General features: G+C 30.3%; 20 protein-coding genes. 4 read left to right on the top strand and 16 right to left on the bottom strand.

The window, feature by feature from the left end; all coding sequences use genetic code 11:
• Positions 1-27 precede the first annotated feature (27 nt).
• The 6 genes from ACREWB_RS02890 to ACREWB_RS02865 form a co-directional block, all read right to left on the bottom strand.
• On the bottom strand, positions 28-1,533 hold the full coding sequence (locus tag ACREWB_RS02890) for a sugar ABC transporter ATP-binding protein (RefSeq protein ID WP_431545986.1): 1,506 nt from the start codon (positions 1,531-1,533) through the stop codon (positions 28-30).
• A 39-nt stretch (positions 1,534-1,572) separates the two neighbouring features.
• On the bottom strand, positions 1,573-1,968 hold the full coding sequence (rbsD, locus tag ACREWB_RS02885) for a D-ribose pyranase (protein ID WP_431545985.1): 396 nt from the start codon (positions 1,966-1,968) through the stop codon (positions 1,573-1,575).
• Positions 1,969-2,007: 39 nt separating this feature from the next.
• Complete coding sequence (rbsK, locus tag ACREWB_RS02880; protein WP_431545984.1) at positions 2,008-2,943, bottom strand: ribokinase; 936 nt, start codon at positions 2,941-2,943, stop codon at positions 2,008-2,010.
• A 341-nt stretch (positions 2,944-3,284) separates the two neighbouring features.
• Complete coding sequence (gene menA / locus ACREWB_RS02875) at positions 3,285-4,235, bottom strand: 1,4-dihydroxy-2-naphthoate polyprenyltransferase (protein WP_431545983.1); 951 nt, start codon at positions 4,233-4,235, stop codon at positions 3,285-3,287.
• Between the two features lie 71 nt (positions 4,236-4,306).
• Positions 4,307-4,645, bottom strand: coding sequence for an arsenate reductase family protein (locus ACREWB_RS02870; RefSeq protein WP_431545982.1), 339 nt, complete (start codon positions 4,643-4,645; stop codon positions 4,307-4,309).
• Positions 4,646-4,690: 45 nt separating this feature from the next.
• Positions 4,691-6,061 (bottom strand): hypothetical protein, encoded by a 1,371-nt coding sequence (locus ACREWB_RS02865; RefSeq protein ID WP_431545981.1) that lies wholly within the window; start codon positions 6,059-6,061, stop codon positions 4,691-4,693.
• Between the two features lie 159 nt (positions 6,062-6,220).
• Between ACREWB_RS02865 and ACREWB_RS02860 the strand changes: the two genes are divergently transcribed.
• A complete protein-coding gene (locus ACREWB_RS02860) occupies positions 6,221-6,493 on the top strand; it encodes a hypothetical protein (protein ID WP_431545980.1) in 273 nt (90 codons plus the stop codon).
• Positions 6,494-6,510: 17 nt separating this feature from the next.
• Here ACREWB_RS02860 and ACREWB_RS02855 read toward each other — a convergent pair whose 3' ends face one another.
• The 6 genes from ACREWB_RS02855 to ACREWB_RS02830 all read right to left on the bottom strand — a co-directional run bounded on the left by ACREWB_RS02855 (position 6,511) and on the right by ACREWB_RS02830 (position 11,764).
• A complete protein-coding gene (locus ACREWB_RS02855) occupies positions 6,511-7,722 on the bottom strand; it encodes an ABC transporter permease (RefSeq protein ID WP_431545979.1) in 1,212 nt (403 codons plus the stop codon).
• 13 nt (positions 7,723-7,735) lie between these two features.
• Complete coding sequence (locus ACREWB_RS02850) at positions 7,736-8,428, bottom strand: ABC transporter ATP-binding protein (protein ID WP_431545978.1); 693 nt, start codon at positions 8,426-8,428, stop codon at positions 7,736-7,738.
• A 49-nt stretch (positions 8,429-8,477) separates the two neighbouring features.
• A complete protein-coding gene (locus tag ACREWB_RS02845; protein WP_431545977.1) occupies positions 8,478-9,632 on the bottom strand; it encodes an efflux RND transporter periplasmic adaptor subunit in 1,155 nt (384 codons plus the stop codon).
• 128 nt (positions 9,633-9,760) lie between these two features.
• Positions 9,761-10,633, bottom strand: a complete 873-nt coding sequence (locus ACREWB_RS02840) for a tRNA 2-thiocytidine biosynthesis TtcA family protein (RefSeq protein WP_431545976.1) — start codon at positions 10,631-10,633, stop codon at positions 9,761-9,763.
• A gap of 150 nt (positions 10,634-10,783) precedes the next feature.
• On the bottom strand, positions 10,784-10,942 hold the full coding sequence (locus ACREWB_RS02835) for a hypothetical protein (RefSeq protein ID WP_431545975.1): 159 nt from the start codon (positions 10,940-10,942) through the stop codon (positions 10,784-10,786).
• A gap of 189 nt (positions 10,943-11,131) precedes the next feature.
• Positions 11,132-11,764 (bottom strand): hypothetical protein, encoded by a 633-nt coding sequence (locus ACREWB_RS02830; RefSeq protein ID WP_431545974.1) that lies wholly within the window; start codon positions 11,762-11,764, stop codon positions 11,132-11,134.
• 179 nt (positions 11,765-11,943) lie between these two features.
• Between ACREWB_RS02830 and ACREWB_RS02825 the strand changes: the two genes are divergently transcribed.
• Together ACREWB_RS02825 and ACREWB_RS02820 are read left to right on the top strand one after the other, a co-directional pair.
• Positions 11,944-12,159, top strand: coding sequence for a YwbE family protein (locus tag ACREWB_RS02825; RefSeq protein WP_431545973.1), 216 nt, complete (start codon positions 11,944-11,946; stop codon positions 12,157-12,159).
• 693 nt (positions 12,160-12,852) lie between these two features.
• Positions 12,853-13,035: a hypothetical protein gene (locus ACREWB_RS02820; RefSeq protein ID WP_431545972.1), complete on the top strand. Its 183-nt coding sequence runs from the start codon at positions 12,853-12,855 to the stop codon at positions 13,033-13,035.
• Between the two features lie 118 nt (positions 13,036-13,153).
• On the opposite strand, the gene ACREWB_RS02815 is transcribed toward ACREWB_RS02820, so the two are convergent.
• On the bottom strand, positions 13,154-14,308 hold the full coding sequence (locus tag ACREWB_RS02815; RefSeq protein WP_431545971.1) for a metallophosphoesterase: 1,155 nt from the start codon (positions 14,306-14,308) through the stop codon (positions 13,154-13,156).
• Between the two features lie 195 nt (positions 14,309-14,503).
• Between ACREWB_RS02815 and ACREWB_RS02810 the strand changes: the two genes are divergently transcribed.
• Positions 14,504-16,000: an alpha-amylase family glycosyl hydrolase gene (locus tag ACREWB_RS02810; protein ID WP_431545970.1), complete on the top strand. Its 1,497-nt coding sequence runs from the start codon at positions 14,504-14,506 to the stop codon at positions 15,998-16,000.
• 57 nt (positions 16,001-16,057) lie between these two features.
• On the opposite strand, the gene pulA is transcribed toward ACREWB_RS02810, so the two are convergent.
• The 3 genes from pulA to ACREWB_RS02795 all read right to left on the bottom strand — a co-directional run bounded on the left by pulA (position 16,058) and on the right by ACREWB_RS02795 (position 19,582).
• Positions 16,058-17,947, bottom strand: a complete 1,890-nt coding sequence (pulA, locus tag ACREWB_RS02805; RefSeq protein ID WP_431546003.1) for a type I pullulanase — start codon at positions 17,945-17,947, stop codon at positions 16,058-16,060.
• Positions 17,948-18,063: 116 nt separating this feature from the next.
• Positions 18,064-19,062, bottom strand: a complete 999-nt coding sequence (locus tag ACREWB_RS02800) for a LacI family DNA-binding transcriptional regulator (RefSeq protein ID WP_431545969.1) — start codon at positions 19,060-19,062, stop codon at positions 18,064-18,066.
• Positions 19,063-19,348: 286 nt separating this feature from the next.
• The gene (locus tag ACREWB_RS02795) at positions 19,349-19,582 is read right to left on the bottom strand and encodes a hypothetical protein (protein WP_431545968.1); all 234 of its coding nucleotides are present in this window, start codon (positions 19,580-19,582) and stop codon (positions 19,349-19,351) included.
• Positions 19,583-19,948: the final 366 nt, after the last annotated feature.

Here is a 19,948-nt window from a genome sequence, read left to right as displayed (position 1 = left end):
TCTGGCTGTGATTTCTCTGTTAGTATGTTAATTTTTTAGACCTACTGCATATTTCATTATTGCTTCTTGTGAAGCATCTTCCCGAGATAGTACGCCTGATATTTCACCTTCGTGCATGATTAAAACCCTATCGCATATTCCCAGTATTTCAGTCATGTCAGAGGATATCATAATAATTGCTTTACCCGTAGCCTTTAATTCATTTAAAACATCATAAATTTCCTTCTTAGCACCTACATCTATTCCTCTAGTTGGCTCATCTATAATCAATACTTTAGGAGCAAGCATGAGCCATTTAGCCAATATAACTTTTTGCTGATTTCCGCCACTTAAATTTTTAATCAACTGTTCTGCACTTGGGGTTTTAATAGAAAGTTTCTTTATATATTCCACGACTTCCTTAGCTTCTTCTACTTTATTTATACGTTTAGTTCCATTTTCATATTTTTTAAGATTAGCTAATGTCATATTACTGCCTACTGACATACCTAAAATAAGACCTTCTTTTTTTCTATCTTCCGAAAGATAGCAAATTCCTTTTTCAATAGAATCTTTAGGAGAGCAAATATTAACTTCTTCACCATCAATAATTATTTTACCTGATGATTTTTTATATTCTCCAAATATAGTTTTTGCTGTTTCTGTCCGACCTGAACCCATAAGACCTGAGATACCCAAGATTTCTCCACCTTTTGCTTCAAAACTAACATCGCAAACCTTTTTAGCATAACTTAAGTTTTCAACTTTAAGAATAGTCTGTCCGGCAGATGATTTTCTGTATGGAAATTGTTCTTCTAGTTTTCTACCCACCATCATTGCTATTAAATCATCTTTAGTAATCTCAGTTGTCTTAACTTCACCAATATACTTACCATCTCTTAAAACAGTTATTCTATCACAGATCTTAAATATTTCATCCATTCTATGAGAGATGTACACAATACCCATATTATCATTTTTGAGCTTGGCAATTACTTTAAAAAGGTTATCTGTTTCAACATCAGTTAATGCAGTTGTAGGTTCATCCATTATTATTATTTTTGAATTTTTAGAAAGTGCTTTTGCAATCTCAATTAGCTGTTTCTCCCCTACATTCAAATCTTTAACTAAGGTATCCACATCGATATTGAAACCAATATCTTTAAGTAAGAATTCTGCTTTTTCTTTTAGTTCTTTTTTATCTATTCTTCTTGTTATTCCATTAAATCCTTCATTACCTAAGAATATATTTTCCCATATTTTTAAATTAGGGAGAAGACTTAGTTCTTGATGAATAATTGCTATTCCATGCTTCTGCGCATCTTTTATACCTTTAATATCTACTTCAGAACCTTGGATAAAAATGCTTCCTGTATCCTTATGATAGACTCCACTTAAAATCTTCATTAAGGTAGATTTCCCTGCTCCATTCTCTCCAAGGAGTGCAAGAACTTCCCCGCTATAAGCTTCTAATCTAACATCCTCCAGTGCTTTTACTCCCGGAAAGGATTTTGAAACATTTTTCATTTGAAGTAGAGGCTTTATGATAGTCATTGAAACTCCTCCTCAAAACTTTATTATATTAACCTATAGTTAGAATACAACGCCTGATTTTAGTATTACATTTGCATAGGGTGTTTGTTCGCCGGTTCTTACTACTGCCTTGCACTCTTTTAACTGGAATTTAAGCTCTTCATGAGTTATAAAAGTGATTTTTACATCTCCAACTGTCTTTTTTATTTCATTAAATATATTAGGGCTAACCTCACTTATTTCCTTAGCCACTATTACTTCTTCTATTTGAAGTTCTGTTAATATAGATTTTAGTGTTTCAATAAAGCCAGGTACGTTTTTAATTAATGCAATATCTATTCTTTTAGTTGTATCTGGTATTGGCAGACCACAATCACCTATAGCTAGGGTATCTTTGTGTCCCATTTTAGATATTACTTCACATATTTGTGAATTTAACAGTGTAGTTTTTTTCATGATTGTGCCTCCTTATATTGCTTTTAAAAAATACAAACGTTAACTTATATCTTCTCCGTATATGTCTATTACTTCTTTTTTAGTTGGTATAGATGGTTGGGCTCCTGACCTCTGAACTACTATTGAAGAAACTTTATTTGCAAAAACTATAGCCTTTTTAATATGTTCATAGCTTAGTTCTTCAGTTCCAAGTTTACTTGATACTGCTCCAATAAAACTATCTCCTGCCGCAGTTGTATCAACCGCTTTAACTAAAATTGCTGGGATTAATTCTGCTCTTTCTTTAGTAATTAATGCGGCACCTTTTGAACCTAGAGTTATTATTACGTACTTAACTCCCCTACTCAAAAAAACTTCAGCTGCTTTTTTAGCACTTTCTAAATCATTAGCTAAAATTCCTGTGAGTTCATAAGCTTCTGTTTCATTAGGAATTATTATATCGGTACATTTTAATAAGTTTTCATCTAGTTTCTTTGCAGGAGCAGGGTTTAGTATTGTTATAATTTCTTGTGATTTTGCAAAACTAAAAGCAGCAAGTGTTATTTCACTAGGTGTTTCGAATTGTGCAATTATTACATTACAATCCTTTATAATTGAATAGCTTTGTTTTATCTCGTCTTTACTAATACCCATATTAGCGCCAGCTACTACAACTATAGAATTATTTCCTTGACTATCCACATTAATTATAGCTGTTCCAGTACTTTCTTTATTATCTTTAAAAACATATTCTGTATTTATACCATTACTTGCAAGCTGACTAACTAAGAAGTCGCCGTTGCTATCTAATCCAACTTTACCTATCATGGACACCTCTGACCCCATTCGAATGCAAGCAACTGCTTGATTTGCTCCTTTTCCTCCTGGAATATTGCTTATACTTTTAGCGAAAATAGTTTCGCCAATTTTAGCCATATTTTCTACCTTTAATACTATATCCATATTTAAACTTCCAAGGACACAAATTTTATTCATATAAATATATCACCTCTTTTTAACTTAACCGATTAACTAAACCGGTTAAGTATATTGTAACCGTTTAAATGTCTTTAGTCAATAAATAAATTTAAAAATATATACGGTTTATAATCTATTGTGCGTAGTACAAGTTATAATGTTACTACAATTCATATATTAAGGAGATGACAAATAATTACAGTGTTTAAAATAAGGTATAAAATAAGACCAACTATTTGTTAGTCTTATTTTATACCTTACCGTTAAGTTTAAATGCTTAATTCGTTTGATTGCAATCCCATTCTTTAAAGAATTGATTCAAATATTCCTCCATAAATTTACGGTTCTTGTCCAAATTCCTAGCAATTAAATATAATCACTATTAACAATAATAGAATATGGGATATGTTAATTAGCGCAAAGTTTTTAACTGACAAAACGAAGGTTTCGCTTTTAATAGGATTTTGGGTGAACAATTTTATGTTTTTATTAATTGGTATTATAGTTAAAAGTACCAGAAGTGATACAACTGGTGAAATTTTTAATATAACTAATAGTATAATGTCTAAGTATCCTATATAATATAGGGCTTTAAATAATTTAAGTGCATTTTTTACACCTAAATAATATGGCAATGTAAATCTATTATTTATTACATCTTCCTCAACATCGCAAATGTTATTAGCAAGCATTATGTTTGCTATTCCATTAATTGTAGGAATAGCAATTAAGAAGATATAAAAAACTTCTAACAGGTTTATACTAATGTTTAACATATTATTATGGTACATGAGAGAAATTATATTTTTATCGAATATATGAATGTAACATGATAAAAATAGAATTACAAATCCCATAAACATTCCTGAGAAAACCTCACCTAGTGGCATACGCGAAATTGGAACCGGACCATATGTATAGAATATTCCAGCTAAGAAGGATATAATTCCAATTAAAAGCACAATTACGTTGGTGTTTAAAGTTAATAAAATACCGAAAAAAACTGCTATTGAAAGTAAGATAAAAATAATAGCTACAGCTGTGGATTCTTTAATGTTATATCTAATGATCTTGTTTTTATTTTCCTTATCATATTCATGACCCTTTAAATCTTTTTTGTAATCAATATAATTGTTAATTGCTGTTGTAGCCATGTCGAAGGCTAGCAGTGATATCCCCATTATAATAAAATTCTTTAGATTAAAACTTTTATATCTGTATAAAGAATAAATAGTTCCCACTATAAATGGTATCATACTAGCTAATTTTGTTTGAATTTCAATAAATTTAAAAAAATTTGTTAAAGACAATTTAAAACCTCCTATTTTTTTAATTATTCTAGGAGACAAATTATTTTTAACTCCTAGAATATTAGGTTTTTTCATTCCCAGGTTGTCCATATTTCTGGTGCATATCCCACCGTTGCCTCTTTTCCATTACGTACGATAGGAGTATTTAAAAGTTGTGGATTTTCGAGTAAAATTTCTTCTTTAGTTTCCTCTCCCCTAATTTTATCTAAATTCAACTTTTTATAATCCTTTGCTTTTATGTTAATTAAATTATTTAGTCCTACTGCATTTTTCACACTTTTTAATTCACCCTTACTCAAACCCTTAATTTTTAAATCTACAAATTGATATTTTATTTTTCGTTCTTTAAAAAATCTTTCTGTTTTTTGTGTATCAAAACATTTTTTCACTCCAAAACATTGAATGTTCATTTTCTTAAATTCTCCTTTTAATGTTTATTATCTTAGACCATTAGACTATAATATTATCATAGCTAGCATCACTGTAGCAACTATTCCGCAAGTAACAGGTATAATATTCTTCCGTGCTACCTCAAAAGGGTCAACCTTACATATCCCAGCTGCTGCAACCACGCTCCAAGGGATTATGGTTCCTCCTCCTATCCATACAGTGATAATTTGACCAAAGGCTGCAATTGACTCCTTATCTATAGCAATAGCATTAGAAAAGGTATGAGCTAATGTTCCGACTATAGGAAGACCTGCGAAGCCTGAACCACTAAGACCAAGAAGAGTGCTTACTGCTGTTTGTATACCTATAACAGAATACTTGGATAAGGGAATATTACTTGCTGTATACATTCCTATATCACTTAAAATGCCACTAGCTCCAGGCCCCAATATATCTATTGCCTTAACTTCGCTTCCTAGAAAAAAGAAGGCACCGATAATTATGATTGGAGCAAATATGCTTATACCAAAAATAAACCCATTTTTAATATAATTAGTAACAGCACCTAAGGAATCCTCAATACCACAGTGAATTATAGATGAAATTATCATTATTAATGCCGATGTCCCACCTATTAACGCTGTAGAATCTGAGCCTTGTAATCCAATTTTTTTTATTAATATGATATCTATTAAAAAGACTAAAGGAGTAGCAATTGCCATCACCTTTGCTCCTATTAATACGTTTTGTACTAACTCTTTAGGTTCAGGTATTCCTGCATTAGTGCTAATTACTATGCTCTTGTCTTTTTTCATAAGTATAAATGCTGTAGTTATAGTAACTACACTCATTACACCCCAAAATGGAATACTTTCTTTAATAATTCCTAGTGGACTATCTAAATTTGCAGCCTTTGCAGTTATTGACGGTGCTGCTTGTATAACGAAATCACTTGATAAAGCCGCGCCTTTTCCAAATATACATAAAACTACTGCTGCCCATACTGATGGTAATCCAGATTTCACTGCAGCAGGTACCATTAAAGCCCCTATAAAAATAACCGCAGGCGTTGGCCAAATAAACCATGAAATCAAAGTCATAGTAATCCCTAGCACAAAAAAAGACATAGTTTTGTTTATCATTAATTTCTTCATGGGTTTTATAATTAACTCATCAGCACCTAGGTCAGTAAGTGAACTAGACATGGCATTAACCAGTGCAATGACTACAATCACTTCAATAAATTCCACTCCAGATACCACTACTGCCTTATAGATAATCTGAACAGCTTTTAAAACATCACCTGTGAAGATATAACCTATTATTCCAATTCCTAAAATACATGGAAGAATAACATCTTTTTTAAGTATAATTATCATAAGGATTATTAAAATTATGATGATATAGACATAATGTATTATACCTAAATTTACCATAAAGGTCATTCCTCCTATGTGGTTGAATTGTACATAAGATTGAGTATATGCAATATTGAAAGAAAATAATCAAATATATTGCATGACTTTAACTATATTTTATGATAGACTTATGTCTAATAAAAATAATTTCTTATAACGTAAGCAAGGAGGTTAAAAATGTTAAAAATTTGGGGCAAGATAATGACTGATAATAGAATGGTAAAAGATGAAGTTGCAATGTCTGAAGACCACGAAAGTTATCAAGAAGATTTAAAAGCCTGCATAACAGAATTGTGTTACAAATTTGATATATCCACACCTTACTGGCTAAAATCTAATATTAATGAATATAATAAAAGACATAAAACTAGTTTTGATGAAAATAATTTTATAGAAGAAATTTACTTTGATAGATTTATGATTGAAGAATTTGGAGAAAAAGAAAAATAGTGCCACCGGCACTATTTTTATTCATATCTAAGGGCATCAATTGGATCTAATTCTGCTGCTTTCTTAGCTGGGTAAATTCCAAAGAAAACACCTACTGCTGAAGAGAATAAAATAGAACCAACTATTGATGCAAGTGATACCACTGGTGTTATACCTGCAAAACTACCTATTATCTCAGCTCCAACAATTCCAAGTATCATCCCAATTATACCTCCTATTGAGGACAAAATAACTGATTCAATTAAAAATTGCATTAGTATTATTTTAGTTGTCGCTCCCACTGCTTTTCTTATTCCTATCTCTCTAGTTCTTTCTGTAACTGATACAAGCATTATGTTCATTACACCGATACCACCAACCAATAATGATATAGCCGCAACTGCACTTATAAATGCTGTAAATATACCAAGAACACTGTTGATTTGCTCAAGCATTGCCAGTGCATTCTCTGCGGAATATATTTCCTTGCCTCTACTATTGTGCCTTGATTCTAGCATTCTTATTGTTCCATTTCCTACGGATTCACTATTATCTTGTGAATCTGCAACTACAGTCATAGAACTTATTTTAAATTCTTTGGACTGTAGCGTACTTAAAAAGGTTACTGGTGAAGTTATTATAATTGGTTTACCAGAATTTCTGCCTCCTCCAAAAGGAGAAGTTATTCCTTTTTCAACACCTACAATAGTCATCTTTTTCATTAATGTATTCTGTCCCACTTTGATACTTTCACCTACTACATCAGTATAGCCAAACAGTGTAATTGCATCAGTTTCATCAATTATTCCTACAGCTGTTCCTTGTAGATATTCCTTTTCACTAAAATATCTCCCAAAAATAATTTCAGTGTTATTTATATAGGCAAGATCTGGAGATCCGCCTCTCATATAAGCATCTTTACTACCATTTTCAGAAAAAACAGAACCTCGAACTTGAAAAGATGGACTTGCATATTTAATGCTTTCAATCTTTTGTTTTATTTGTTTAACGTCTTCTAAGGTTATATAATCAGTTGACTGCGCCTCTTCTCCACTTACCTTAACTGTAACAGACGCAGCTCCCAATTTTGCAAATTCACCTGTTATAGCTAATTGTCCTCCTTGACCAAGAGATACAATTGTTATAACTGAACTTATACCAATTATTATTCCTAGCATAGTAAGGAAAGCTCGCATTTTATTTGCCTTTATACTTGTTAAGGCTGTTTTTATACTTTCAAATATATTCATACTCTAACTCTCCTTATAAAACAATTCTATTCTTAACCGTTGAATCTGATACAATTTCTCCATCTTTAAATCTTATTATTCTATTTGTATGATCTGCAATTTCATTTTCATGTGTTACCATGAGAATTGTAGCTCCTTCATCATTCAGATCTTTAAATATCTTCATTATATCTTCTGAAGATTTAGAATCAAGATTCCCTGTTGGTTCATCCGCCATTAGTACAGCAGGGTCATTAACTATTGCTCTTGCTATTGCGGCCCTTTGTTTTTGCCCTCCAGATATTTCATTTGGCATATGATTTACTCTATCAGAAAGCCCTACTTTTTCAAGTGCTTGCAGCGCTTTTTGTTTTCTTTCTTTCGTAGGGATTCCTGCGTACATCATAGGAAGCTGAACATTATCTAGTAAACTAATTCTTGGAATAAGATTAAATGACTGAAACACAAATCCTATCTCTTTATTTCTAATATAGGCAAGCTCATCACCACTGAGGACTGAAACATCCTGTCCATTTAAAATGTACTTACCGCTATTCATTTTATCAAGACACCCAAGTATATTCATTAAAGTAGATTTACCTGATCCGGAAGCTCCCATTATTGCTGTAAACTCTCCTTTTTCAATCTTTAGACTAATACTATTTAAGGCTGTAAATTCAACATCTCCAGTTTTGTATATTTTCGTAAGATTTTTTACTTCTAACATTTTAATCCCTCCTTATATTCCCTTATGTTCAAAATAGTTATTATTTATTTTAATCTATGGCCTCTTTTACAATTGTACCTTCCACAATAGAGGTTGAAGGATTAAGTATAATTTTATCCCCAGTCTTAAGTCCTTTAGTTATTTGGACTTCGGTATCCGATTGAGTTCCAACCGTTACCTTTATCTCATGTACCATATTTTCATTAACAACGTATACTAAATTTTTACCGCCTTTTTCTACCTTTAAGGCTTCTGATGGTATTTTAATAGCCTTTGCAACATCTTCTACTAGTATATCTACATCTACATCAAAATCTATCTTTAAAGCTGGAGCACTATCTAAAATGTCTATTTCCACACCTAATGTTGTTTCACTTCCAGTTACTCCTACTGTTTTAATCGCTGCAGGGTCAACAAATGAAACGCTTCCACCATAGGTATTAGTGCCACTTCTAATTATCACCTTTTGACCTATTTTAACTTTGTTGGCATCGTATTTACCAAGTAGTGCAGTTGCTTTTAAGTTTTCTAAATCTTGAACTACTACAGCAGCTTCCATTCCATTTCCTACTGCGCCTTCTATTGCATTTATTTGGGTTACCACTCCAGTATTAGAAGCTACAATTGTACTTTTAATGTTGGCTACATTTTGCTTTGCTGAAGTTAAAGATATTTTCGCTAGCTTTACGGAATTATCTGCTTGCTTTAATTTTTCAGTTGAGATCGTTGCTAACCCGCCCTTTTGCTGCTTTACTGTTTCTAACTTTACTTTATCTGTAGGATTTATACTTTTTTCTAAGGTTTTAATTTCTTTATTCAAGTCTGAAATTTTGCTCTTAATACTATCATTTTGATTTGATAAATCTTTTTTTGAGAGTATTGCATTGTCATATTGAATTTGCGCCTGACTAACTGTTGAAGTTAAGTCCTGAGTTTCATAAACTATTAATATATCGCCTATTATAACTTTATCCCCTACTGATACGTTAACCTTTTTAATTTTAGCTTGAAGACCATAATATTCTTTACTATTCTTTGATTTCACCGTTGACGTGGTAGATATATATGATTTTAATTCACCCACCTGTACTACAGAAGTTTTTACTGTTGTAATTTTGCTATTTTTTTTCTTTTCACTTATTAAAAATACACCACTTAAAACGGCTATTACAATTAAACCATATATCACTGTTTTCTTTTTCATAATTACTCCTCCTTGTATAAGTACCCACTTTTAGTTTGATATTTTTTTTACAATAAATTCTAAAAACCCACAAAGAATATCAGTAAAAAAGTAGCAGAAGAGCACATGAAGTGTTCCACTGCTATTGATTAATCTTCATCTTTATCATAAAAGTCTAGATATGAATATTTTTCTCCACTTTGCTTCCAGCCTAAAATAGAATCCATATTAACATTTTGTGATGCTCTAAAGATAGATTTATCAACTTCACTAAAATTTTTCTTTAAATCTTTAACTAAATTTTTAATTTCATTGCGTTTGTTTCCTATTTTTTTAGCTGCAACCATACAGGCACAATTTAGTGGCCAAATACCACTGTTTCGAGTAAAATTTTCAATGTGTTCTTCTTCAATATAATAAAGTGGCCTAATCAATTCCATTCCCTTAAAATTTTTAGATTTTAATTTTGGAAGCATAGTCTTAAAATTCCCTGAATAAAGAATATTTAACATAGTTGTTTCCACTACATCATTAAAATGATGACCAAGTGCAAGTTTATTGCATTTTAGTTCTTCTGCCTTTGCATATAATGCCCCTCGACGCATTTTGGCACACATATAGCAAGGATAATCCTTTGCAATGGTATCAATTATATCAAAGACACGTGATTCAAATATTTTTACAGGAATATTTAAATGTTTACAATTGTCAATTAATAATTCCTTTATATTTGCATGATAACCAGGATCCATAGCAATATACTCTAGTTCAAAATTAACTTTACCATGAAGTTGTAACTCTTGAAGTAATTTTGCCATTATTAGACTATCCTTACCTCCAGAAATAGCTACGGCAATTTTATCACCCTCGCTAATTAACTTATAATCCTTTATAGCCTTAATAAATTTTGTCCAAATTGGCTTTCTATAATCCGTAATAAGGCTACGTTCAATTTCAGCTAATGGTTTTCTTTCATTAAGTGGCACTAATATTTCACAACCTTCTCCAGCAATAGTTTCCATAAAATCACCTCTCTTTTATATTAGAATAATATACCATATTTCACAGAATAAAAAATGAACCTCTAAAATAAGAGGCTCATTTTTTATTATAATTATTGATTTATCTTTTAAAATAACCTCATTAATGAAGTTATTAGTAATCATATAATTCTATCTATCAAATAAACCGCCAGTTTTCTTAGTGCTCCTTGCTGCTTTCATTTTTTTACCAATTACTTTATCTGGCCTTGAAATAGCCCCTTGCTCAGAACTTACCTTTTTCTTTTCTTCGATAATTTTTTTCATAATTTCAATATTATTAGTTGACATAAATATTTCCTCCTCTAGCAGCCAATCAAAGAATGTTAAATACTATAGAATTTATGTTTTAACTTATAATTCCTACATTTTTTTCTACACTAAACCTTAACTTGTTGCTTTCTCTACTAATCAGTTTATCTTAGTTTGTCTAAAATATCAATCTAATATTGTAATATAATGATATTTATTTCTACGCATTTAGTAATTAGAAATACTATCTAACTTAATTAGTACATCTTTATATCCCGCTTTTATAATATCGTTATGATATAGTTTTTCATAAGTTACATTATCTATATCATAAGCTAATGCTTCCAAAAAATTCTTTCCAAAAAGCTTTTTGATAAACATCTCATAATCATTTTTTATCAAAGTGTAATTACTTTCATCGTAATGATAACCTTTTGTATCATTATTCAGCTTTTCTATAATTCCATATAATTGGTATACATAGCTCATTTCTTTTAAATTTAATATCTTCTGTAACGCCACTATAGCTTCAGAATAGTTAAAATTCATAGGTATAGGATAAATATTAATATTATCCTTGTTATCAAATTCTTTTAACATTCTTAAACTTTGAAATAACGTAGTACAAATATCTAATCTTATAATAGCCGCATACTGGCATAACTTAAGATTTTTATTTTCCTTCTCATATTCTTTTTTATCCCTTTCAATTTTACTTTGAGTCTCAATTGCTTTATAAGTTGAATTTTTATTTATAAGCCAGCTAAATACACCACCTAAAATAGTACCAGTTATAATAGCTATAGAGGTTATCATTGGAGTTATAAGATTATCAGGTATTAATGCAATAGATTGTAGCATTCTATTTTCTCCTCTCAAAAAAAGTAGTTTCTACAATATACTTACCATCAAAAAATATTTTATTCATTAATATTAAACTACATAAATATCAGAAAAATTTAAATATATTTTGACAAGACTATTATAATTAGAGTATTGTTTGTATGTAAAGCAAATGAAAATTAAAAGGAGACCTACTAATGAATACACAAAATGATAACAGAGGGCAAACAAGAAGTAACATACCTATTGGTATTACAGTAGACGTTGTATTAAAAAAAGACCAAAGAACAGATAAGTTAACTAGAGGCGTTGTAAAGCGATTGTTAACAAACTCAGCAGTTCATCATCGGGGTATTAAGGTTATGCTTGAAGATGGTCAGGTAGGAAGAGTTCAAGCCATTATATCAAAATAAAAGTATACAAAAAATAGTTTAAAGTTAAAACCCAATTTACCATTATTCCAATGATAAATCGGGTTTTATATTGTATACACAAAAAAAACTTGCAATTCTAGTCAAAATGATATATACTTAAAAAGTTACCTAGTAATGCGAAACATTTACAAAATCATAAAACATTTGCTAACACAAGCAAAATGGATCATTAAATCACTTAACAATCGAGAAGAAATGAATTTTACAATTCTTAAGTTCTTACCCTTTTCATTCTAAAATTTCTTAATGGATCCCTATCAAAATTTTGTTGATTAACCTACTGATAACTCGTATAACAGAACGTGATTTGTTATACCACGATATTATATTATTGGTACAAAAATATCTTTTTTGTGCCCAATAAACTAAAAAGGAGGTATTTATATGAGAAAAGACGAATTAATTGAAATTACAGAAGAAGAAGTAATTAATGAATGTTTAGAATGTCTAGACTAAAAATAAAAAAGCAAATCTATCACTGTTAAGTCTCTAGTGTAGGTTTCTTTTTTTTTACTTTAATGAATTTGTAATATTTTAACAGTAAAAGCGAGTGAGTTTTAAATAGATATAAAATATTTTTATATAAATAAGATTATAAATAGAGGAAATTTCTTTCATGTATAGAATAAGTATAAGAACAGAATATTCTGTACATGAAAGGGCGTGCATATAATGTTAACGATTTCTTTTATTAGTGGCGACAAAGAACTACTCGATTTAAAACAATCAGAAAGTGATGCATTTAAAAGTTGGTTTTATAATTTTGAAAACTCTAGGCCTCATGAGGTTAATACTATGGGTAAAAAATATCTCTTTAACAAAAAAGCAATTGCTTATATTGAGATAGAGGCTTAAAACTTTTTATTTAACTAAAGAAATTAATATTTCTTAATATTAGCTACAATAAAGTAGAAAAGCCTGCAATTAAAAATTGCAGGCTTTTCTTGTTATAATCAGATTTAATACAGGGTTATTATTTAAATTGAAGTTCTACTTGAACAATTTCTGAAGAAGAACCTATTCTTATAGGCGGTCCCCAGGTTCCAACTCCACTTGAAACAACAACATTATATGAGCCTTTCGTAAGTAACCCAAAATCAATTTCAAATAATCTCTTAGTAATTATATTGGCTGGTAGCAATTGACCTTTGTGAGTATGCCCTGAGAATTGAAGATCTACTCCAGCTTTTTCTCCTTGTCTAAGATTTGTAGGTTGATGATCTATTACAATAATAGGTAAAAACTTATCCGTATTCAACAATAATTCCTCTAAACTTTTTCGTTTTGTTTTAGCATACCTTTCGTAGGCGATATCTTCTCTTCCCACAAGGTAAAAACTATTATCTATCTTTACTGTCTTGTCTCTTAATATATTAAATCCTGCGGAATTTTCATATTCAAAAACAATTTTATCTATTGATCCTCCATAATATTCATGGTTACCAAAAGCAGCGTAAACCCCATATTTGGATTTTATTTTTTTAAATTCTTCGCCCATATCTTGATCTACAAAAGGATTTATATAATCGTCTATAATATCCCCCGCTAGTATTACTATATCTGGTTTTAATTCATTTACTTTAATTATAACCTTTGAAAGCCTTTGCTTATCTACAATGTCACCAAGGTGTAAATCAGATAACATTACAATATTTATTTTTTTTAACTTTCCTGCATCCTTGTCAATTTTTAACGCATATTTTGTTGTTTTAAGATTTGTTGCGTTGTAGGTTCCATATACCAGCAAAATAGATACAACAATAAGTGCAAAAATATTAGACATAGAATATATTTTTTGTAAGGTATAGGTGTTTATAAATGAAAACTTCTTTAAACCTAAAATTAATTTTATAATATCTATGGTTCCTAGAAGTATTATAAAATATAAAAATGCTGCCATCCAGTATGCTCCAAGAATATTGAGAAACTTTTCAAGAAAATGTGGAACCTTATTTTTAGAAAGTCTACCCGTTACAAAAGAGATTGCAATAAAAACAAACAGCACCCAATATAAATAAATACTAATTTTAGGTATTACTCTATTTACAAGTAACCACCCTTTTTTACCAACATAAATGTTTGCAACAATGAAAATTAGGAAAGAAAAAAATATTTGAAAATATATCATTTGTCTATTAATCCTCCAAACTTCGATATTAGTTATGTTCTGATATTATATATCATCTAATTATACTAATTATTACTCCACAGGTCTACGTTGAAATTGTAAACTTTTTGAAATATAAAATATATTTTTATGCAATCGATTACATAAATAGTCGTAACATATTATAATATGACTATAAAGGGGGCATGAAGTTATATGAAAAAGCAATATCTAGTTTCTACTTTTATAATTTTACTCTTATTTGCAAGCGGTTGTACTAAAAATCCAACACCTTCCGATACCTCAAATAAAGAAGTAAATGTAAAAGAAACCAAAGTAAATGATAAACCTATAAGCACTACAAACGTAGTAGATAATAATTTTAGTAGCGAAGATTTAATTTATTTTATAATGACGGATCGTTTTTATAATGCAGATACATCAGATGATAAAAGTGATGTAAATAAAAATGACCCTAAAGCCTATCATGGTGGCGATCTTAAGGGAGTAATAGATAAGTTAGATTATATTAAATCTCTTGGCACTACAGCTATTTGGATTACACCTGTAGTGAAAAATGAACCTCAAGGATATCACGGTTATTGGACTGAAGATTTTTACTCAGTAGATTCACATTTAGGTGATATGGCTATACTTAAAGAGCTTGTAACGCAGGCTCACAAAAGAGATATGAAAGTGTTACTTGACCATGTTATAAATCACACTGGATATAAATCCTCATGGCTTACTGATGAAAGTAAAAAAGATTGGTTTCACCCAAAACTTGATATTTCTAATTGGAATGACCAAGATCAAGTTGAAAATGGATGGCTCGCTGGTCTACCCGATTTAAACACAGAGAATCCCCAGGTTAAAAAATATTTACTAGACAATACACTATGGTGGATTGAGCAAACTGGTGTTGATGGAATGAGACTAGACACGGTAAGACATGTTCCTAAGGAGTTTTGGCAAGAATTCACTAAAACAATTAAAGAAAAACATCCTAGTTTTTATTTTCTAGGCGAAGTATGGAATGAAAATCCTAGATACTTAGAGGAATACCATAAGTTAGGACTAGATGGTTTAACTAACTACTCTATGTTTAAGGGTATTCGCGAATCTTTTACAAGATTTGGTAAGACCAATCCGTTAATAAGTGCCATAAAACGTGAAAAAAGTTTCACTTCTCCAGAGGAAAATGGTATTTTTGTTGACAATCATGATAATACAAGATTAATAACACAGGGTAGAGAGAATGGAAGTGAATATTTAAAACAAGCATTAACCTTTATAATGACATATCCTTCAATACCAATTATATACTATGGCACTGAGATAGGTATGGAAGGTGGAGCTGACCCTGATAACAGAAGAGATATGGAGTGGGATAAAGTAGAAAACAATGATATGTTAACTTTTTATAAAAGTTTAGCTGATTTAAGAAAGACAAATCCTGCCATAATATCAGGTGAGTTTAAATTATTAGACTACGACGACTACTTTATTTCCTATATGAGAGAAAAAGATGGAAAATCAATTATTGTTATAATCAATCTTCAAACTAAAGATAGAGATGTTGTAATAAATATACCAAATAAAACCAAGGTATTTAAGGACTTAATAACTAGTAAAGATTTTAAAGTAAAAGACCAGAAATTAGATATTAGTCTTAAACAATTAGACCTAATAATTCTTGAATCTATAAACTAAGATAAGTATTTAATTAAAATTCATAAAAGAGATGACCTTAGGTCATCTCTTTTATGTTTATTTACATAATATATAGGTAGAAATGGCAGGAACTGTTACTTCATTAATACAAAGTATAGTACCTTTACTAAGGCCAGCTTTATCTACTTCATGTTCATTGGCTAAAACTTTCCACGCGCTTTCATCAGGTAATGTTACTTTTATAGGTTTATTATTAGAATTATGAATCACAATTAATTTACTATAATCATCTTTAAATGGAGATGTTAATTCATAAGCCACGCAATTAAGTGGTGCTTGGAGGAATATCAAAGCTTTTCTTACTTCATCTGCACTATCTAAAGTCATAACTCTTTGGCTTTTTCTTAAAGCAATTAACCCTTTAATATATTTATAAGTTTCAGCGCATTCAGCTTTTTTGCTCCAGTTTATTTCATTAACAGCATCCACTGAATTATAGGTATTATGATTTCCTTGTTTTGTCCTTAATATTTCTGTTCCACCTTGAATAAAAGGAATTCCTTGAGAAGTAAGAATTATAGAAAGTGCTAACCTATTCATTTTTTCTCTTTCAACCTCAGTATTATTAACGTTACTTTTTTTTATTTTATCGTATAAACATAAATTATCATGTGCACTTACATAGTTAATGGCTTCTCCAGGATCATTAGCGAAACTAGATATATTATTACTATATTTAATGCTACCCACAATCCCCTTTTTAACTTCTATCTCAAGATCTGCTCCCCCACTTACAAAACCTATTCCGCTTCCGTCATTATCTCCTTTTAGTACATTTCGTAGATTGTCATTAAATACAGATACTTGCATATCCTTTTGGCTTCCTTTTTTAAATTGCAATGAAGGCGCTAAAGATGATTGGCCTCCGGTCCAAGGTTCACCATAAATAATAATATTCGAATTAATTATTTTTGCTTGTTTTTCAATTTCTTTCATTGTATCAATATCGTGAAGCGCCATTAAATCAAATCTAAACCCATCTATTTTGTATTCCTCAGCCCAAAATTTAATACTATCTACCATGAATTTTCTCATCATTGGCTTCTCAGATGCAGTTTCATTGCCACAACCGGAACCATTAGTATAATTGCCTTGGTCATCTTGCCTATAATAATATCCAGGAACCAAGATATCCATCGGTGAATTTGCTATAGAAAAAGTATGGTTATAGACAACATCCATAATTACACTAATTCCATTTTCATGTAGTATTTGAATCATTGTTTTAAACTCCCTTATCCTTACTGTGCCATCCCTAGCGTCAGTAGCATAAGAACCCTCCACCACATTATATAAATAAGGATCATAGCCCCAATTATAATCATCTTTAGTTTCGTCTACACTTGCAAAATCATATACAGGCATTAAATGAACATGGGTTACTCCTAAATCTTTAAGATGATCAAGTCCTGTAATAACACCTTCAGGAGTTTTAGTGTTTCTTTCAGTAAAAGCCAAATACTTTCCTTTATTTTTAATTCCGGAGTTCGGATCTACTGAAAAATCTCTGACATGAATTTCATATATTATTGCCTGTGTTCTATTAATTCCAACAGGTTTTTTATGATTTTCCCAATTGCAAGGATTTATAGAAGAAAAATCAACAATCATACCCCTTTTACCATTAGCACTTGCGCCCTTAGTGTAGATATCTGGTGTTTCCTTTTGCATTCCATCTTTCAATACTAAATAATTATAATATTTATTTTTAAAATCGCCCACAAGCACAAGTTCCCAAATTCCACTATCTACCTTTATCATTTCATATTCTTGTCTTTCGTCATTTTCGAAATTTTCATAAACTAATACTGTAATTTTTTCTATGGTAGGTGCCCAAACCTTAAATGTAGTCTTAAAAGGTGTATAAACTGCGCCTAAATCATTACCATCATATGTGGACTCTTTACTTTCTAACATTATTCCCATTATCAAATCTCTCTCCTTAAAATCTTTATGAATTAGAATAACCATTTCTTATAATAAGAGCTATTTTATTCATAGTATGTAAGTATCCTTAAAAAAATAACCCTAGAAATCTAGAGTTATTTAGTTGATTCTCTTTCAACTAATTTTGTATCTATAATATAATTATTGATATCTTCCTTTACATTTTCTAATTTGTTTATTAATAGTTTAACTGCAAAATAACCTAATTCCTCAGAATTAATGTCCACTGAAGATAGTGAAGGTTTTCTAAAGGCAGCTAGTGGCGTGTTATTAAAACCAACAATTGAAATATGCTGCTCTGAGTTTTCACTTATAGCTTTTGAAGCACCAAAGGCAATTAAATCGTCGGTGGTAACAACAGCTGTAGGTTTAGACTTATCTAAAATTTCTTTCATAGAATTGTATCCGCAAGCTTCAGTGAATTCTGTTAATTGTATCATATTTTCATCAATCTTTAAACCAGCATTTTCCATAGCTTTTTTATAACCTTCTAGTCTATTTATTGTTACATTAAGAGTAGGTGACCCTCCAATAAATGCGATTTTCCTCTCGCCCTTTTGTATAAGATAACTAACAACGCTGTACATGGCATGAAAATTATCATTATCAACCCATAATGTCCCTTCAGTATCTTCTGGTTTACCTATTACTACGAAGGGATAATCCGCTTCTTTTAAGTAAGCTATGCATTTGTCATCTTTTCTTACTGTTGGCAAAATGATTCCATCAACTCTTCTACTATTCATTAGACTAGCTATATACTCCACTTCTTGACTTTCATTATTACTGTACGTGTACATAATGTAATATCCTTTTTTTTGAGCATAATGACTTATGCCTCTCATAATTTGAATAAAAAAAGGATTAACAAATAAATCTTCATCTGTGTTCGGCAAAATAAGTCCTATAGTCTTAGTTGTTTTACTAACTAGACTCCTAGCTATTGCATTAGGATGATAATTCATTTCCTTCATTACTTTATAGACAATTTTTTTTGTTGCATCACTAATTTTAGGATTATCCGCAAGTACTCTTGAAACTGTTGAGGGTGAAACATTTGCCTTTTTTGCTACTTCTCTAATAGTTATCGCCATAAAACTTCACTTCCTACCTTCTAAAAATATTCTACTATAATTATAATATTAAATTTGTTATTGTGCAATGTATGCTTGTACAAGGTTTAGGCATAAAAATTGTGTAAGGCACTAATATAGCATATATTATTATTTTTCAAATTAAATCAGATAATTTATAGTTTTTATTTTTTACTGCTTTTTTAGTCATAACATTATTTTTATTCATAACATTATTTTTATTCATTACATCGTCTCCTCATCTTAGAATGCTTTGGTTTTACTAAAGCTATATGCTGAAATACTTTTAACAATAATAAATAATATAATAGTAATTACAGAACCCATATGGTATTAATTTCTGACCCTTTGTCATCTTATAAATCCAGGAAATCGAAATATAAGTATCTCCTACTTCGAAAAAAGCTCTAGTGATTTCGCTATTAAACTTTTCAGAAATTCTAGTACAATCAATAGTCTCCTCAGTCTGTTTTGATGATTCTAAAGTTATTTCATTGGTACTACAGCGATGATTTTCCATGATTTAGAATCATATGTTGAAACTACTCCACGCATACTTGTTCGACTCAGCTTAAAATCAAAAGCAACATTGACTAATTTTTTTGTAACCCGGTATTTTAAACTTAACCTATTTCATAGCACTTCCCCCTGCATTAAAATTTATAATACTTTATCCTTTAAATGAAAAAAACGAATCAAAAGCTAGCACTTAAGAAATACCAAACTTTTGATTCATTCATTACGTTATTTCAATTATTAATTTTATTTACTAACCTTTTACACTACCTACTGTTAACCCACCAACTAGGTATTTAGATAAGGCAATAAATAGTATCATAACAGGCACAGCTGTAATTAACGCTCCTGCGGAATATATACCCCATGC

Source organism: Clostridium sp. (assembly GCF_050717635.1).
In the GTDB taxonomy this organism is placed as follows: domain Bacteria; phylum Bacillota; class Clostridia; order Clostridiales; family Clostridiaceae; genus Clostridium_AD.
The sequence above is the reverse complement of the archived record's forward strand: the minus strand, read 5'-3'. Positions and strand labels throughout refer to the sequence as shown.

Coding starts and splice junctions, on each gene's coding strand:
- ACREWB_RS02890 (WP_431545986.1), bottom strand. CDS start 1,533: ATGACTATCATAAAGCCTCTACTTCAAATGAAAAATGTTTCAAAATCC.
- rbsD (WP_431545985.1), bottom strand. CDS start 1,968: ATGAAAAAAACTACACTGTTAAATTCACAAATATGTGAAGTAATATCT.
- rbsK (WP_431545984.1), bottom strand. CDS start 2,943: ATGAATAAAATTTGTGTCCTTGGAAGTTTAAATATGGATATAGTATTA.
- ACREWB_RS02870 (WP_431545982.1), bottom strand. CDS start 4,645: ATGAACATTCAATGTTTTGGAGTGAAAAAATGTTTTGATACACAAAAA.
- ACREWB_RS02865 (WP_431545981.1), bottom strand. CDS start 6,061: ATGGTAAATTTAGGTATAATACATTATGTCTATATCATCATAATTTTA.
- ACREWB_RS02860 (WP_431545980.1), top strand. CDS start 6,221: ATGTTAAAAATTTGGGGCAAGATAATGACTGATAATAGAATGGTAAAA.
- ACREWB_RS02855 (WP_431545979.1), bottom strand. CDS start 7,722: ATGAATATATTTGAAAGTATAAAAACAGCCTTAACAAGTATAAAGGCA.
- ACREWB_RS02850 (WP_431545978.1), bottom strand. CDS start 8,428: ATGTTAGAAGTAAAAAATCTTACGAAAATATACAAAACTGGAGATGTT.
- ACREWB_RS02845 (WP_431545977.1), bottom strand. CDS start 9,632: ATGAAAAAGAAAACAGTGATATATGGTTTAATTGTAATAGCCGTTTTA.
- ACREWB_RS02840 (WP_431545976.1), bottom strand. CDS start 10,633: ATGGAAACTATTGCTGGAGAAGGTTGTGAAATATTAGTGCCACTTAAT.
- ACREWB_RS02835 (WP_431545975.1), bottom strand. CDS start 10,942: ATGTCAACTAATAATATTGAAATTATGAAAAAAATTATCGAAGAAAAG.
- ACREWB_RS02830 (WP_431545974.1), bottom strand. CDS start 11,764: ATGCTACAATCTATTGCATTAATACCTGATAATCTTATAACTCCAATG.
- ACREWB_RS02825 (WP_431545973.1), top strand. CDS start 11,944: ATGAATACACAAAATGATAACAGAGGGCAAACAAGAAGTAACATACCT.
- ACREWB_RS02820 (WP_431545972.1), top strand. CDS start 12,853: ATGTTAACGATTTCTTTTATTAGTGGCGACAAAGAACTACTCGATTTA.
- ACREWB_RS02815 (WP_431545971.1), bottom strand. CDS start 14,308: ATGATATATTTTCAAATATTTTTTTCTTTCCTAATTTTCATTGTTGCA.
- ACREWB_RS02810 (WP_431545970.1), top strand. CDS start 14,504: ATGAAAAAGCAATATCTAGTTTCTACTTTTATAATTTTACTCTTATTT.
- pulA (WP_431546003.1), bottom strand. CDS start 17,947: ATGGGAATAATGTTAGAAAGTAAAGAGTCCACATATGATGGTAATGAT.
- ACREWB_RS02800 (WP_431545969.1), bottom strand. CDS start 19,062: ATGGCGATAACTATTAGAGAAGTAGCAAAAAAGGCAAATGTTTCACCC.
- ACREWB_RS02795 (WP_431545968.1), bottom strand. CDS start 19,582: ATGGAAAATCATCGCTGTAGTACCAATGAAATAACTTTAGAATCATCA.